At 65.6% G+C, this 12,780-nt stretch carries 13 protein-coding genes; 5 read left to right on the top strand and 8 right to left on the bottom strand.

What is annotated here, in order from left to right; translation table 11 throughout:
- Nucleotides 1-18: 18 nt before the first annotated feature.
- From C1H66_RS19350 to dctP, 5 genes are all read right to left on the bottom strand, one after another.
- Nucleotides 19-168, bottom strand: a complete 150-nt coding sequence (locus C1H66_RS19350; protein WP_240618403.1) for a hypothetical protein — start codon at nucleotides 166-168, stop codon at nucleotides 19-21.
- Nucleotides 169-487: 319 nt separating this feature from the next.
- Nucleotides 488-934, bottom strand: coding sequence for a type II 3-dehydroquinate dehydratase (locus C1H66_RS19345; RefSeq protein ID WP_102629569.1), 447 nt, complete (start codon nucleotides 932-934; stop codon nucleotides 488-490).
- Nucleotides 935-956: 22 nt separating this feature from the next.
- Nucleotides 957-2,249: a TRAP transporter large permease gene (locus C1H66_RS19340; RefSeq protein ID WP_102629507.1), complete on the bottom strand. Its 1,293-nt coding sequence runs from the start codon at nucleotides 2,247-2,249 to the stop codon at nucleotides 957-959.
- A 2-nt stretch (nucleotides 2,250-2,251) separates the two neighbouring features.
- Nucleotides 2,252-2,773 (bottom strand): TRAP transporter small permease, encoded by a 522-nt coding sequence (locus tag C1H66_RS19335; RefSeq protein ID WP_102629506.1) that lies wholly within the window; start codon nucleotides 2,771-2,773, stop codon nucleotides 2,252-2,254.
- Nucleotides 2,774-2,829: 56 nt separating this feature from the next.
- Nucleotides 2,830-3,819, bottom strand: a complete 990-nt coding sequence (dctP, locus tag C1H66_RS19330) for a TRAP transporter substrate-binding protein DctP (RefSeq protein WP_102629505.1) — start codon at nucleotides 3,817-3,819, stop codon at nucleotides 2,830-2,832.
- A gap of 215 nt (nucleotides 3,820-4,034) precedes the next feature.
- Between dctP and C1H66_RS23080 the strand changes: the two genes are divergently transcribed.
- Nucleotides 4,035-5,408: a GntR family transcriptional regulator gene (locus C1H66_RS23080; protein WP_205738700.1), complete on the top strand. Its 1,374-nt coding sequence runs from the start codon at nucleotides 4,035-4,037 to the stop codon at nucleotides 5,406-5,408.
- 83 nt (nucleotides 5,409-5,491) lie between these two features.
- On the opposite strand, the gene C1H66_RS19315 is transcribed toward C1H66_RS23080, so the two are convergent.
- The 3 genes from C1H66_RS19315 to C1H66_RS19305 all read right to left on the bottom strand — a co-directional run bounded on the left by C1H66_RS19315 (nucleotide 5,492) and on the right by C1H66_RS19305 (nucleotide 8,169).
- Nucleotides 5,492-6,448 (bottom strand): AEC family transporter, encoded by a 957-nt coding sequence (locus tag C1H66_RS19315; RefSeq protein WP_102629504.1) that lies wholly within the window; start codon nucleotides 6,446-6,448, stop codon nucleotides 5,492-5,494.
- A gap of 80 nt (nucleotides 6,449-6,528) precedes the next feature.
- On the bottom strand, nucleotides 6,529-7,308 hold the full coding sequence (locus C1H66_RS19310) for an IclR family transcriptional regulator (RefSeq protein ID WP_102629503.1): 780 nt from the start codon (nucleotides 7,306-7,308) through the stop codon (nucleotides 6,529-6,531).
- Nucleotides 7,309-7,380: 72 nt separating this feature from the next.
- Nucleotides 7,381-8,169: an IclR family transcriptional regulator domain-containing protein gene (locus C1H66_RS19305; protein ID WP_102629502.1), complete on the bottom strand. Its 789-nt coding sequence runs from the start codon at nucleotides 8,167-8,169 to the stop codon at nucleotides 7,381-7,383.
- Between the two features lie 129 nt (nucleotides 8,170-8,298).
- Here C1H66_RS19305 and C1H66_RS19300 point away from each other — a divergent pair, with 129 nt between their 5' ends.
- From C1H66_RS19300 to pcaF, 4 genes are all read left to right on the top strand, one after another.
- Complete coding sequence (locus C1H66_RS19300; protein ID WP_102629501.1) at nucleotides 8,299-9,636, top strand: class-II fumarase/aspartase family protein; 1,338 nt, start codon at nucleotides 8,299-8,301, stop codon at nucleotides 9,634-9,636.
- Between the two features lie 185 nt (nucleotides 9,637-9,821).
- Nucleotides 9,822-10,667 (top strand): CoA transferase subunit A, encoded by an 846-nt coding sequence (locus C1H66_RS19295; RefSeq protein ID WP_102629500.1) that lies wholly within the window; start codon nucleotides 9,822-9,824, stop codon nucleotides 10,665-10,667.
- On the top strand, nucleotides 10,667-11,440 hold the full coding sequence (locus tag C1H66_RS19290; protein ID WP_102629499.1) for a CoA-transferase subunit beta: 774 nt from the start codon (nucleotides 10,667-10,669) through the stop codon (nucleotides 11,438-11,440). Before C1H66_RS19295 ends, C1H66_RS19290 begins: the two co-directional genes overlap by 1 nt.
- Before the next feature lie 13 nt (nucleotides 11,441-11,453).
- On the top strand, nucleotides 11,454-12,656 hold the full coding sequence (gene pcaF / locus C1H66_RS19285) for a 3-oxoadipyl-CoA thiolase (RefSeq protein ID WP_102629498.1): 1,203 nt from the start codon (nucleotides 11,454-11,456) through the stop codon (nucleotides 12,654-12,656).
- Nucleotides 12,657-12,780: the final 124 nt, after the last annotated feature.

Genomic DNA, 12,780 nt, shown 5'->3' with positions numbered 1-12,780 from the left:
GTCCGATACGTCGGCGAGCTAGCCGGTCGGCAGCAGGCCGTAGCCCTTCATCAGGCCGATGGCCAGGTTCAGGGTAACGAAGGCGGCCAGGGTGGCGACCATCAGCGCGGCGGCGCTGACACCGGCCATGCCGTAGCGCTGGCCGAGCAGCGGGTAGATGCTGATCATGGTGACGCAGGGCCATTCAGCTATTCACTACCGCGCAAGGCGTGCTGGCCATTCAGGAAGAGGGGATGCAGGTCTATACCCCGATACCGAGGAGCTCGAGCAGTTTCGAGATCGTGCCCAGCTTCGGGTAAAGGGGCGACTAGCCGATGACCTGGGCCCTGGGGCCGAGTGATTGGCAGCAGTCACTGGAGCCGGCCGCTGAGCGCAAGCGATGACTGACCGAGGACCATACCGGTGTGGCCCTCGGCTCCTGATGGGGCCGCGTTTGGGTGCTTGATTCACCCAGATCCGATGGCCTGCCCGGAATGAATGGCGCCGATCATTGGTCAGTGTCTTCGATCAGGCGTAGCGCGGCCTCGACGGCTGTCCCATAGCCGGACGGCCCCAGGCCCGCAATCACTGCCGTGGCGATGCGCGAGACAAGCGAGCGATGATAAATCTCCTCGCGCCGGTGGATGTTGGAAATATGCAGTTCGATGATCGGCCCGGGAAACATCTTGAGCGCGTCGAGGATCGGAATCGAGGTGAAGGTCAACCCCGCCGGGTTGATGACGATGGCGGCGGCGGGCTCATCGATGGCCTCGTGAATCCAGTCCACCAACTGCCCTTCGTAGCCGGACTGACGAAACACCACCGGCCGGGTGCCGGCGGCCTGCCGGCACAGGGACTCCACCTCCGCCAGCGTCGTATGGCCGTAGATCTCTGGTTCGCGCTTGCCGAGCCGGTTCAGGTTCGGGCCGTTGAGAATGTGAATGGGGCTGGACATGGACATTACCTCTTATCGTTATTCAGCCCTGGTAGCCGAACTGCCGCGGTAGCCAGAGAACCAGATCGGGGAAAAGCGTGATGACCGCCAGCGACAGGAAGAGCGCGGCGATGAACGGGACGAGATCGAGGAACAGGCTGCGCAACGGGGCGCGGGTAATGCTTTGCATGATGAAGATCAATAGTCCGTAAGGCGGTGTCACCAGCCCGATCATGATGTTCACCACCGCGATTACGCCGAAATGCACCAGATCTACGCCCAGGGCGTTCGCCGTGGGGATGAACACCGGCACGATGATCAGAATGATGGCCGTTCCCTCCAGCAAACAGCCCAGCAATAGCAGCACGAGGTTGACGAGCAACAAGAACTGCAGCACCGAAAGGTCGTAATCGGCCAGGAACAAGCGCAGTGCCTGAGGGATGTTCTCGGATGTCACCACGTAGTTGAACACCAGTGCCCCCGCGATCAGCATGCCGATGGCGACGGAAGAGCGGGCGCTGTTGACGAGCGAGCCGTAAACCTGCCGCACATTGATGTTGCGATACAGCAGAACCGAAATCAGGAAGGCATAGGCCGCGGCGACGGCGGCTGCCTCGGTGGGCGTCATCGCCCCGCTGTAGATCCCACCCAGCAGTACCACCGGTAGCATCAACGCCGGGAAAGCGCGGACGGTAATGCCCGGCAATTCCCGCACGGGTGTGGGCTCCTCCACCGGAAATCGCCGGCGACGCGCCGTGACCATCACCACGATCATCAGCATGACCCCCATCAACAACCCGGGAATAATACCGCCGAGAAACAGGTAACCGATGGACGCATTGGAAACCAGGGCATAAAGCACCATCGGAATCGATGGTGGAATGATCGGCCCGATGACCGCCGCGCTCGCCGTCAGGGCGGCAGCGAAACTGCGGGTGTAGCGCCCGTCCTGGATCATCATGTTGGCGATGATCCGGCCACTGCCGGCCGCGTCGGCGAAGGCCGACCCGGACATGCCGGAGAAGATGATCGACTGCACGATGTTCACGTAGGCCAGGCCACCGCGAAAGCGTCCGACCAGGGCATTACAGAAATGCAGCAGGCGATTGGTCATGGTGCCGATGCTCATCAAGTCCGCAGCGAGGATGAACAGTGGTACCGCGAGGATCACGTAGCCGGTGAACATGCTGTTCAGCAACCGTTCGGCCACCAGCCCCATATCCATCCCGTTCGTGAAAAGATAGACGACGGAGCCCGAAATCATCGACAGCCCGATGGGCAGGCCCAGCAGCGCCAAGGCGATGATCACCAGAAGCGTGAGCGTGAAAGGATCCATCCTTAACCTCTCTGTGTTTCGTCGTCGGCGTCACTGGTGGCCATCGGGTCGTGCCCCAGTGCGGCGCGAATGCCAATCCAGCTGTAGCGGATGACGATGGCTAGGGCGAAGACCACGTAAATCGAGTACAGCAAGTCGTAGCGGATGCGCAGATAGGACGTGCGCTGCACTTTCATGAAGGTCACATAGTCATAAACTGCGGGCAGCGAAACCAGGAAAAGGCCGACGATGCCAATGGAGAAAAACACCGTCATCACACGGCGGATAGAAGGACGAACATTGCTGTAGAATATGTCGAAGCGGATCTCGTCACGCTCGCGTGGAATGAAGGCCGCCCCGAACAGCACCAGCCAGACCCACATGACGGTGCTGAGTTCCGAGGCCCAGCCCGCTGGCCAGTTCAGAACGTAACGGAACAACACCGTGACCAGAAATGAAATGAACATGACGGCGAGCATGGCGGCCGCAATGGCCTCGGCGCCATGACGTAGCCAGGTCGCCAACCGGAGAATCTTTTGATGCATCTTCGTACCTCTAGGGTGGAGCGGAATCGGCCGCAACGCGGCCGATCCATCAGCCGTCAAAGGTTGTTGATGCGCTCAAGCATGCCTTCCGGCCATGCATCGGAGATTGACGATTCAAGATAGAGCTGCTGCGCATACTCGCGGAAGGCGTCCACATCCGGTGTGTAAAGGTCGAGTCCTTGTTCGCGGAAGAAGTCGGCCAGTTCCTGCTCATTGCGCTGATGTTCAGCCGTACTCCAGGCGATCGCTTCATCGGCGGCGGCCTGGAATTCTTGCTGTTGCTCCGGCGTCATGTCGTTCCAGACGCTAGAGGAGACCATCAGCAGGTCGAACGCCACGAGATGCGACGTCAGTGCGATCTGGTCCATCACTTCGTAGAAACGCATGTTCTGGACGTTCGGCAGGGGGTTGTCCTGACCGTCGATGGCGCCGGTCTGCAGGCCCGTATAGACCTCGGCATAGGCCATGGCGGTCGGATTGGCCCCCAGCGCCCGGCCCAGGAACTGCCACGACTCGCCAGGCGGCATGCGCAGCCGGACGCCGGACATGTCCTCGGGGGTTTCGATCCGCCTATCGTTCACCAGCCCCACATGGCGGGTGCCGAAGAAGGTCGGGCCCAGGATATGGACACCAAGCTGCTCCTCTGCCATGGCCTTCATTTCCTCGCCCGCTTCGCTGTTGAAGAACGCCACCAGGTGTTCGGCATCACGGAAGAGGTAGGCGGACGTCAGAATGGACCAGGCCGGGATCTGGTTGGCGACGTCCTGGGGCGCGACATTGCTCATTTCCAGGTTGCCGCGCTGGATTGCGACCAATTCCGAGCCCTGGCTGAAGAGCGTGCCGCCGTAATGCAGTTCCATATCGAAGTCGTCGGCGATGGCGTCTTCGAAGCGCTGCATCATCTCGGCACGGATGTCCTGCTCGGAGAACACAGCCGAGAAACGCAGCGTGGGATTGTCTTGCGCGACGGCCACGGTTGCCGTGGTTGCCGCGATCATCATGGCACTGGCGGCAAGAATGCCGCGGCATTGGGCGGTAATGGGCATGGAGTGCCTCCTTCATCTTGTCGTTGTGATGCGCCCGCAGCGAGATGGCTTGCTTCCCACGCTGGACAGTATCCATGCTACATCATGCATTTCATCGATCAACAGCTTTTAGCGTCTTTTCCATATATTTTTAATAATATCAGTTAAAGAGTGCGTTTCTCTTGCCGGGCTGGCTAGCGAGGGACACAATGCTCAGTACAACGAGGAGGTGAGACTTGCTGCCTGCACCACAGGAAACGGCGGGTGAAAGCGCCTACCGCTCGATCCGCAGCGACATCATCGGCGGTCGTCTAGCGCCGCGCTCCCGGCTGCGCCTGGAAGCGTTGAAGGAGCACTACTCGGCCAGCGTCAGCACCCTGCGCGAGACCCTCTATCGGCTGTCTGCCGAAGGCCTGGTCCGTTCCGAAGGTCAGCGAGGCTTCGAAGTCGCCGCCGTCACCCAGGAGGAGTTCCAGCAACTCGCCGATCTGCGCGAACTGCTGGAGGGCCACGCCCTGCGCGAGGCATTCCGCAAGGGCGACCTGGAGTGGGAAGGGCGGGTTGTCGGCGCGTACCACAAGCTCGAGACCATGGAGCGCCTGATGATGACGGGCGATACCAGCCGTAGCGCCGAATGGAAGCACTATGACCGCGAATTTCACCATACCCTGATTTCCGCATGCGGCTCGGTGGAGCTGCTCCAGGCTTATGGCGCGATCTTCGACCGTTACCAGCGTTATCAGATCGTCGCCGTCATCTTCCGCGGCAAACCGGCGGCGCAGGAACACCGCGTGCTGAGGGACGCGGCCCTGTCGCGCGACGCCGATCGCGCCATTGCCGTATTGCACCAGCATATCGCGGCCTGCGTGGCACATACGGTGCAGACCGGCCGGCTCTCCTCCGCCAGTCTGTCCCCAGCGCCTCAAACGCTTGGGATGCAGGACAAGCCAGAGGCGCTGACATCGGTGGGCGAGACGGCCTGGCGCCGCATACGCGCCGACATCATCGCCGGCAAGCTGTCCCCAGGAAAGAAGTTGAAGCTGAGCAACCTGCGGGACGACTACGGCACGAGCGTGGCCACGCTGCGCGAAGTTCTCAACCGGCTAACCTCGGAAGGGTTCGTCGTTGCCGAAGGCCAGCGTGGCTTCGAAGTCGCGCCGGTATCGGTCCAGAACATGCGCGAGCTGGCCGAGTTGCGATTACTGGTGGAGGGCCGGGCGCTGGAAGACTCCTTCGCGCACGGGGACATGGACTGGGAAGCGCGAGTCGTGGCCGCCTACCACAAACTCACCACCATGGAGGCGGGCATGGCGAGCGGCGACCGCCGGGTCGCCGAGCTATGGAAAAAGTATGACTGGCAGTTTCACCAGGCACTGATCTCGGCCTGCGGCTCCCAGGCGCTGATGCACCTGCACAACGCGGTCTTCGACAAGTACCTGCGCTATCAGCTCATCGCCCTGTCCTACCGGGGCCGCATCGCCGCCGACGAGCACCGGGCACTATACGATTGCGCCCTGCGGCGGGATGCCGAGGGCGCACGGGATATCCTGCAACGCCACCTGCGGGGCGGAACGGAGCATGCCTTGGCGACGGGGACCATCGCCGCCTGACGATTCATGCGTCTGGAACGGCCTCAGGCGCTCTCGTGCCGCTCCTGAGAGTGCGTGGCCTGGGCGGGATTCCGCAAACACCGCTACCTGGTCGGCAGCAGACCGTAGCTATTCATCAGGCCGATGGCCAGGTTCAGGGTCACGAAGGCGGCCAGGGTGCCGACCATCAAGGCGGCGGCGCTGACACCGGCCATGCCGTAGCGCTGGCCGAGCAGCGGGTAGACGCTGATCATCGGCGCGCAGGCGAACAGCAGGGCCCCGGCCAGAAGCATCGGGTCCGTCTGGGGCATCAGCAGGAAGAAGCCGAGCACCGCCAGGGGGTGCAGGATCAACTTACCGCCGACGATCTGCCCCACATCCCCCAGCATGCCGCGCACCTGGAGCCCGAACAGGGTGCCGCCGATCACGAACAGCGCCGCGGGGCCGGCGGCGTTGGCCAGCATGTCGACGACCTGGGCCAGGGGGCGGGGCGGGGCGGTCTCGGTCACGGCCAGCAGCAGGCCCAGTGCCAGGCCGATCAGGATGGGATTGCGCGCCAGCCGCACGAAGGTCTTGCGGGCGGCGGTGACGATCCCGGCGCCGCTCTGGCGCCCCGCCTCGGCGAGGATCAGCGCCGCCGGGATGATCAGCAGGTTCTCGATCAGCATGTTGAGGGCCAGGAAGACCGCGGCCGGCGAGGTACCGAGCACCATGGCGGCCACGGGGTAGCCGACGAAGCCGCTGTTGGAGGCGGCCATGCCCAGGGCGTGGATGGCGCCCTCGCTGAGCGGCTTGCGCTGCAGGGCCAGGGTCAGCAGCAAGGCGAAGGCGAACACCGCCAGCGAGCCGAGGCCATAGGCCAGCAGGTAGTGGGGCTGGAAGACCTCGTCCAGGGGGTTCTGGGTCAGGGCCCGGATCACCAGGGCCGGCAGGGCGAAGTAGAGTACGAAGGTGGCCACGCCCTGCATCTGCTCCCGATTGATCAGGCGGGTGCCCATGGCCAGGTAGCCGGCACCGATCAGCAGGAAGATCGGCGTGGTGATGGAGAGTATCTCGAACATGGGGGCCTCCTTGCCACGGGAGCCCGGCCGGGGCGAGGAGGGGATCCTGTGGCCCGGCCGTGCTCAGCGGGGTTGGCGATTCAGGTGAAGAGTCGCGAGGTAGGGGTGGCCTGGGAGAGCTCCTCGGCGGCGGTCACCAGCGCCGGCCCCAGTGCCTTCACCCGCTCGGCGTCGAGACGCACGCTGGGGCCGGCGATGCTCAGCACGCCCTGGGGATGGCCATCCAGGGGGTGGCGCACCAGGGCCGCCATGGCGGCGGTGCCGGGCCCCATGCTGTCGTGGGTCCAGCTATAGCCGCGCTCGCGGGCCCGGCGCAGGTGCTCGAGAAGTGATGCCTTGCTGCGCGGGGCATTGGGCCCCAGCGGGTGGTCGGTCTCCATGCCCTGGGTATCCACCAGGGCCAGGGCCTCCTCGTCGCTCAGCGCGGCCAGCCAGGCGTGGCCGCTGGCGGTACAGAACAGCGGCGCCTCCTTGCCCATGTCGGGGTCGTAGCGCAGGCCGCTGCGCGCCCCCTGGGCCTTGGCGATCCAGGTCAGTCGGTTGCCCTCTATCACCGAGAGCCGCACCAGTTCACCGCTCTGCTCGGCCAGGCGATCGAGGATCGGCTGGATGATGTCGCTTGCGCCGGTGCTGGCCAGGTAGCGAAAACTCATGGCCACCAGCCGCGTGGTCAGCTGGTAGCGCTGGCTGACCGGATCCTGGCGCACGTGGCCCAGGCGGATCAGCTCGTTGCAGATGCGGTGTGCCGCACTCTTGGGGATCTCCAGTCGCTCGGCGATGACCAGCAGTGGCAGGCCGCCGGCGTCTGCGGAGAGGGCTTCCAGCACCCCGAGGGTGCGTTCGATCAGGCTGCCCGCCATGGTGACGTCTCGCTATCCAAAATCGTTATTCTAGAATCTTGTTCAAAAAAAATCATCGTGCGCGTCGGACGCTCAGCTGATGGTGGCGCGGATCTCGCGGGCCTTCCGCTGCAGCAGTGGCAGGTACTCCTTCATCAGGGTGTCGAGATCGACCCGGGCGGCGTTGGTGCTGATGTTGATGGCGCCGAGCAGCTTGCCGTTGGCGTCGAAGGCGGGAACCGCCAGGGAGCGCAGGCCGGAGTCCAGCTCCTGGTCGGCGATCGAGTAGCCCTGCTGGCGCACCTTGAGGATGCACTTCTTCAGCTCGGCCTTGTCGGTGACGGTCTTGTCGGTATAGGCCTCGAGCACCACCCGCTCGAGATAGGCCCCGAGGTCGGCATCGCTCAGCTGGGCCAGCAGCACCCGGCCCATGGAGGTGTGCGCGGCGGGCAGGCGGGTGCCCACCGACAGGGTGATGGCCATCAGCCGGTGGCGCGACGAGGAGCGGGCGACGTAGATGACATCGTCGCCGTCCAGTACCCCCAGCGACGAGGACTCGCCGCTCTCGGCGGTGATGTCCTCCAGCACCTGCTGGATCACGCTACGATAGTTGTTGGCGGAGAGAAACGCATAGCCGAGCTGCAATACCCGCGGCGCCAGTTCGAACGACCGGCCCTGCTTGCGTACGTAGCCGAGTGCATGCAGGGTCAGCAGGAAACGCCGCGCCCGGGCGCGGTTCATGCCGGTGCGGCTGGCCACCTCGCTCAGTGTCATGCGTGGGTGGGCCTCGTCGAAGGCCAGGACCACCTCGAGGCCGCTGGCCAGCGCGGTGACGAAGTCACGGTCGTCCGGGCTGAGTACCTCTTCCTGTGCTGCTTCCATCCCGTCTTGTCCTTGGTCGAGTTGCTCGTGATCTGGCCTACAATCTAGCATAGTGTTCGAATTGCGAACACTTGTGCGACCATTGGGGGAGGCGTCGAGCCGCCTCCCGAGGCCCATCAGGAGAGACCCATGCCCGCCGCCCTGATCCAGCACCCGTTCATGAGTCAACCGGCCCTGGCCCAGTGCAACGCCCAGGCCATGGTCGATGCCATGCTGGCCTTCGAGCTGGCCCTGGCCGAGGTCCAGGAGGCCAGGGGGGCGGTGCCCGAGGGGGCCAGCCGCACCATGCGCGCGACCCTGGAAGCCTACGCCTTCGATTGTGACGCCATTGCCGCCGGCATCGCCAGCGGCGGCAACGCCGCCATTCCCTTCGTCAAGCAGGGGCGGGCCGCCCTGCCGGAGGCATTGAAGCGCTACTGGCACCAGGGCGCCACCAGCCAGGACGTGGTCGATAGTGCCCTGATGCTGCTGCTGGGGCCGCGGCTGGCCTCCCTCGACGCCCTGCTGGTGCGCTGCCGGGCCGCGGCGATCGACCTGATGGCCGCCCATGAGGGTACCGTGATGGTGGGCCGCACCCTGATGCAGCAGGCGCTGCCGATCACCTTCGGCGTCAAGGTCGCCCACTGGGCGCTGGGCCTGGAGCAGGCGCGCCGACGGCTGGCGGCGCTGGCCGAGACCGGCCTGCCGGTGCAGTTCGGCGGCGCCGTGGGGGTGCACTCCGGCTGGGACGACCTGGGGCTCGACTTCATGGACGCGTTGGCCGAACGGCTCGGCTTGGGTCGTCCAGTGCTGCCCTGGCATACCGATCGCCAGCCGATTCACGCCCTGGGCACCGCCCTGGATGCGGTGGCCGGTGCCGCCGAGAAGCTGGCCCTGGATGTCGCCCTGCTGACCCAGACCGAGCTGGGCGAGGTGGCCGAGCCGGCGGCTCCCGGCATGGGCGAGTCCTCGTCGATGCCCCACAAGCGCAACCCGGTGCGCTGCGCGCTGATCCGTGGGGCGGCCCGTCAGGTCCATGGCCACGCCACGGTACTGCTCAACGCCGCCGCCCAGCCGCTGGAACGGGGGCTCGGCGAGTGGCACGCCGAGTGGGCGCCGCTGATCGACAGCGCCCTGCTGCTCGAGGGCGCCCTTGAGCAGGCGGCGGTGCTGCTCGAGGGGCTGGAGGTCCATCCCGAGGCGATGCGGCGCAACCTGGCGGCGACCGGTGGCGGCATCATGGCCGAGCCGGTGTCGCGGCTGCTGGCGCCGGTGGTCGGCCCGGACGCGGCCAAGCGCATCAGCGCCGAGGCCGCGGAGACGGCCCGCCGCAGTGGCCGCGGCTATGCCGAGGTATTGAACGAGCATGCCGAGGTACAGGGGCGTCTCGACCCCGCCGCCGTGCACCGCGCCACGGATCCGGCCTTATACCTTGGTAGTGGCAGGGCCCAGGTGCAGCGAGCAATTAACTGGCTAACTAATTTTTAGTCATCTGATTTCATTGGATAAAGCTTCACCCTCAAGGGGGCTGGCTCGGTCAGCCCCCTTTTTCATGGTTTGACGGCGGTGGCGGGAGGGATTATTTTGTTCGTATCACAAACCTATGTTCACATAGCGAACTACGATGATCGGCTCTACCGGCATCGGCTTGAATCCCCAGGAGGCGAACCAAGATGGCCGAGTTTCTCAGCCTGCATGATGCGGTCGCGCGCTACGTCGAGGACGGCGCCACCGTGGCCATGGAAGGCTTTACCCACCTGATTCCCTTTGCCGCGGGTCACGAGGTGATCCGCCAGCGCAAGCGCGACCTGACCCTGATTCGCATGACCCCCGACCTGGTCTACGACCAGTTGATCGGTGCGGGCTGCGCGAAGAAGGTGATCTTCTCCTGGGGCGGCAACCCCGGCGTGGGCTCGCTGCATCGCCTGCGCGATGCCGTGGAGAAGGGCTGGCCGCACCGGGTCGAGATCCTCGAGCACAGCCACGCCGCCATGGCCTGCGCCTTCGAGGCCGGTGCCGCCGGCCTGCCGCTGGCCGTGCTGCGGGGCTATGTGGGCAGCGAGCTGCCCAACGTCAACGACCAGATCAAGTTCATCGAGTGTCCCTTCACCGGCGAGCGCCTGGCGGCGGTGCCCGCGGTGCGCCCGGACGTCTCCATCGTTCACGCCCAGAAGGCCGACCGGAAGGGCAACGTGCTGGTGGAGGGCATCGTCGGCGTGCAGAAGGAAGCGGTGCTGGCGGCGAAGCACAGCATCGTCACCGTCGAGGAGATCGTCGACGACCTGACCGCCGAGCCGGACTATCACCCCAACGCCTGCGTGATCCCCGGCTGGGCGATCAGCGCCGTGGCCGTGGCCGAGAAGGGCTCCTATCCCTCCTACACCCACGGCTACTACCCGCGCGACAACCGCTTCTACAAGGAGTGGGACACCATCGCCCGTGACCGCGACGCCTTCAGCCAATGGCTCGACGCGAACGTCTACCAGCAAGTGACCAACCCGGCAGGAGGAGCATCCTGATGAGCCTCGACTACACCTCCTCGGAGATGATGACCGTGACCGCCGCCCGGGCGCTGGAGAACGGCATGACCTGCTTCGTCGGCATCGGCCTGCCCAGCGAGGCGGCCAACCTGGCGCGCCTGACCCATGCCCCGGACGTGGTGCTGATCTACGAATCCGGCACCCTGCAAACCAAGCCGGACGTGCTGCCGCTGTCCATCGGCGACGGCGAGCTGTGCGAGTCGGCGCTGACCACCGTCTCGGTGCCGGAGATGTTTCGCTACTGGCTGCAGGGCGGCAAGGTCAGCGTCGGCTTCCTGGGCACCGCCCAGATCGACCGCTTCGCCAACCTCAACACCACCCTGATCGGCGACTACCATGATCCCAAGGTGCGCCTGCCGGGCGGCGGCGGTGCGCCGGAGATCGCCACCAACGCCGGTGAGGTGTTCATCACCCTCAAGCACTCCAGGCGCGCCTTCGTCAAGGACGTGGACTTCGTCACCACCCTGGGCTTCGGCCGCGACGGCAAGGGCCGCGACGGCGTGCCCAATATCGGCCGCGGCCCGACCCGGGTGATCACCGACCTGTGCGTGATGAAGCCCGATCCCGAGACCAAGGAACTCACCGTGGTCTCGCTGCACCCGGGGGTGACCCGCGAGGATGTGGTCGAGGCCACCGGCTGGGAGATCCGCTTCGCCGAGCACCTCGAGTCCACCCCGGAGCCCTCGGCCCATGAGCTCGAGATCCTGCGCGATTTGAAAGCGCGTACCGATCGCAAGCACGCGGGTGAATGAACCAGGAGTTGTTATGACCGACGTCTACCTTTGTCATCCGCGGCGCACCGCCGTGGGCCGCTTCGGCGGCACCCTGTCCAGCGTGCGCCCCGACGACTTCGCCGCCGCCATCTTCAAGGCGGTGCTGGCCGAGGCACCGGACCTCGATCCGGCCGCGATCGAGGAAGTCTTCATGGGCTGCGCCAACCAGGCCGGCGAGGACAACCGCAACGTGGCGCGCATGTCGGCGCTGCTCGCCGGCCTGCCGGTATCCATCCCCGGCACCACGATGAACCGCCTGTGCGGCTCCGGCATGGACGCGGTGGGCACCGCCTTCCGTGCCATCAAGGCCGGCGAGATGGACCTGGCCCTGGCCGGCGGCGTGGAGTCCATGTCCCGCGCCCCCTTCGTGCTGGGCAAGGCCGAGAGCGCCTTCTCCCGCACCCAGAAGATCGAGGACACCACCATCGGCTGGCGCTTCGTCAACCCGCTGATGAAGAAGGCCTATGGCGTCGACGCCATGCCGGAGACCGCCGAGAACGTGGCCGAGCAGTTCGCGATCTCCCGGGAGGACCAGGACGCCTTCGCCCTGCGCTCCCAGCAGAAGGCCGCCGCCGCCCAGCAGGCGGGCCGCTTCGCCATCGAGATCACCCCGATCGAGATTCCCCGGCGCAAGCAGGCACCGCTGCTCTTCGACCGGGACGAGCACCCGCGCGAGACCACGCTCGAGAAGCTCGCCGGCTTGCCGACGCCGTTCCGTGAGGGCGGCAGCGTCACCGCCGGCAACGCCTCGGGGGTCAACGACGGCGCGGCCGCCATGCTGGTGGCCAGCCAGGCCGCCGTCGACAAGCACGGCCTCACGCCCATGGCCAGGATCCTCGGCATGGCCACCGCCGGCGTCGAGCCGCGCCTCATGGGCTACGGCCCGGTGCCGGCGGTGAACAAGCTGCTCGAGCGCACCGGGGTGTCCCTCGACGAGATCGACGTGATCGAGCTCAACGAGGCGTTCGCCGCCCAGGCGCTCGCCTGTATGCGGGACCTGGGCCTCGAAGACGACGACCCGCGGGTCAACCCCAACGGCGGCGCCATCGCCCTGGGGCATCCGCTGGGCATGTCCGGCGCCCGCCTGCTGATGACCGCCGCCCATGAGCTGCAGAAGAGCGGCAAGCGCTATGCTTTGTGCACCATGTGCGTGGGCGTGGGGCAGGGCATCGCGACCCTGATCGAGCGGGCGTAAGCGCCCGCGGTACCGGCCTCGTGACGCATCCATGACCGCCGAACGAGTCCTTAAGCTTTGTCCGAAAAGTCGTCGAGCGATGGTCAGACAAGGCAAAAATCGGCGAAAAGACGGAGTTTACGCG

It is taken from the genome of Halomonas heilongjiangensis, from assembly GCF_002879645.1.
GTDB classification, from domain to species: Bacteria; Pseudomonadota; Gammaproteobacteria; order Pseudomonadales; family Halomonadaceae; genus Halomonas; species Halomonas heilongjiangensis.
Note: the sequence above shows the minus strand (reverse complement) of the source record. Positions and strands in the feature narration are given on the sequence as shown.

Coding starts and splice junctions, on each gene's coding strand:
- C1H66_RS19345 (WP_102629569.1), bottom strand. CDS start 934: ATGTCCAGCCCCATTCACATTCTCAACGGCCCGAACCTGAACCGGCTC.
- C1H66_RS19340 (WP_102629507.1), bottom strand. CDS start 2,249: ATGGATCCTTTCACGCTCACGCTTCTGGTGATCATCGCCTTGGCGCTG.
- dctP (WP_102629505.1), bottom strand. CDS start 3,819: ATGCCCATTACCGCCCAATGCCGCGGCATTCTTGCCGCCAGTGCCATG.
- C1H66_RS19295 (WP_102629500.1), top strand. CDS start 9,822: ATGGCCGAGTTTCTCAGCCTGCATGATGCGGTCGCGCGCTACGTCGAG.
- pcaF (WP_102629498.1), top strand. CDS start 11,454: ATGACCGACGTCTACCTTTGTCATCCGCGGCGCACCGCCGTGGGCCGC.
- C1H66_RS19290 (WP_102629499.1), top strand. CDS start 10,667: ATGAGCCTCGACTACACCTCCTCGGAGATGATGACCGTGACCGCCGCC.
- C1H66_RS19305 (WP_102629502.1), bottom strand. CDS start 8,169: ATGGAAGCAGCACAGGAAGAGGTACTCAGCCCGGACGACCGTGACTTC.
- C1H66_RS19315 (WP_102629504.1), bottom strand. CDS start 6,448: ATGTTCGAGATACTCTCCATCACCACGCCGATCTTCCTGCTGATCGGT.
- C1H66_RS19335 (WP_102629506.1), bottom strand. CDS start 2,773: ATGCATCAAAAGATTCTCCGGTTGGCGACCTGGCTACGTCATGGCGCC.
- C1H66_RS19350 (WP_240618403.1), bottom strand. CDS start 168: ATGATCAGCATCTACCCGCTGCTCGGCCAGCGCTACGGCATGGCCGGT.
- C1H66_RS19310 (WP_102629503.1), bottom strand. CDS start 7,308: ATGGCGGGCAGCCTGATCGAACGCACCCTCGGGGTGCTGGAAGCCCTC.
- C1H66_RS19300 (WP_102629501.1), top strand. CDS start 8,299: ATGCCCGCCGCCCTGATCCAGCACCCGTTCATGAGTCAACCGGCCCTG.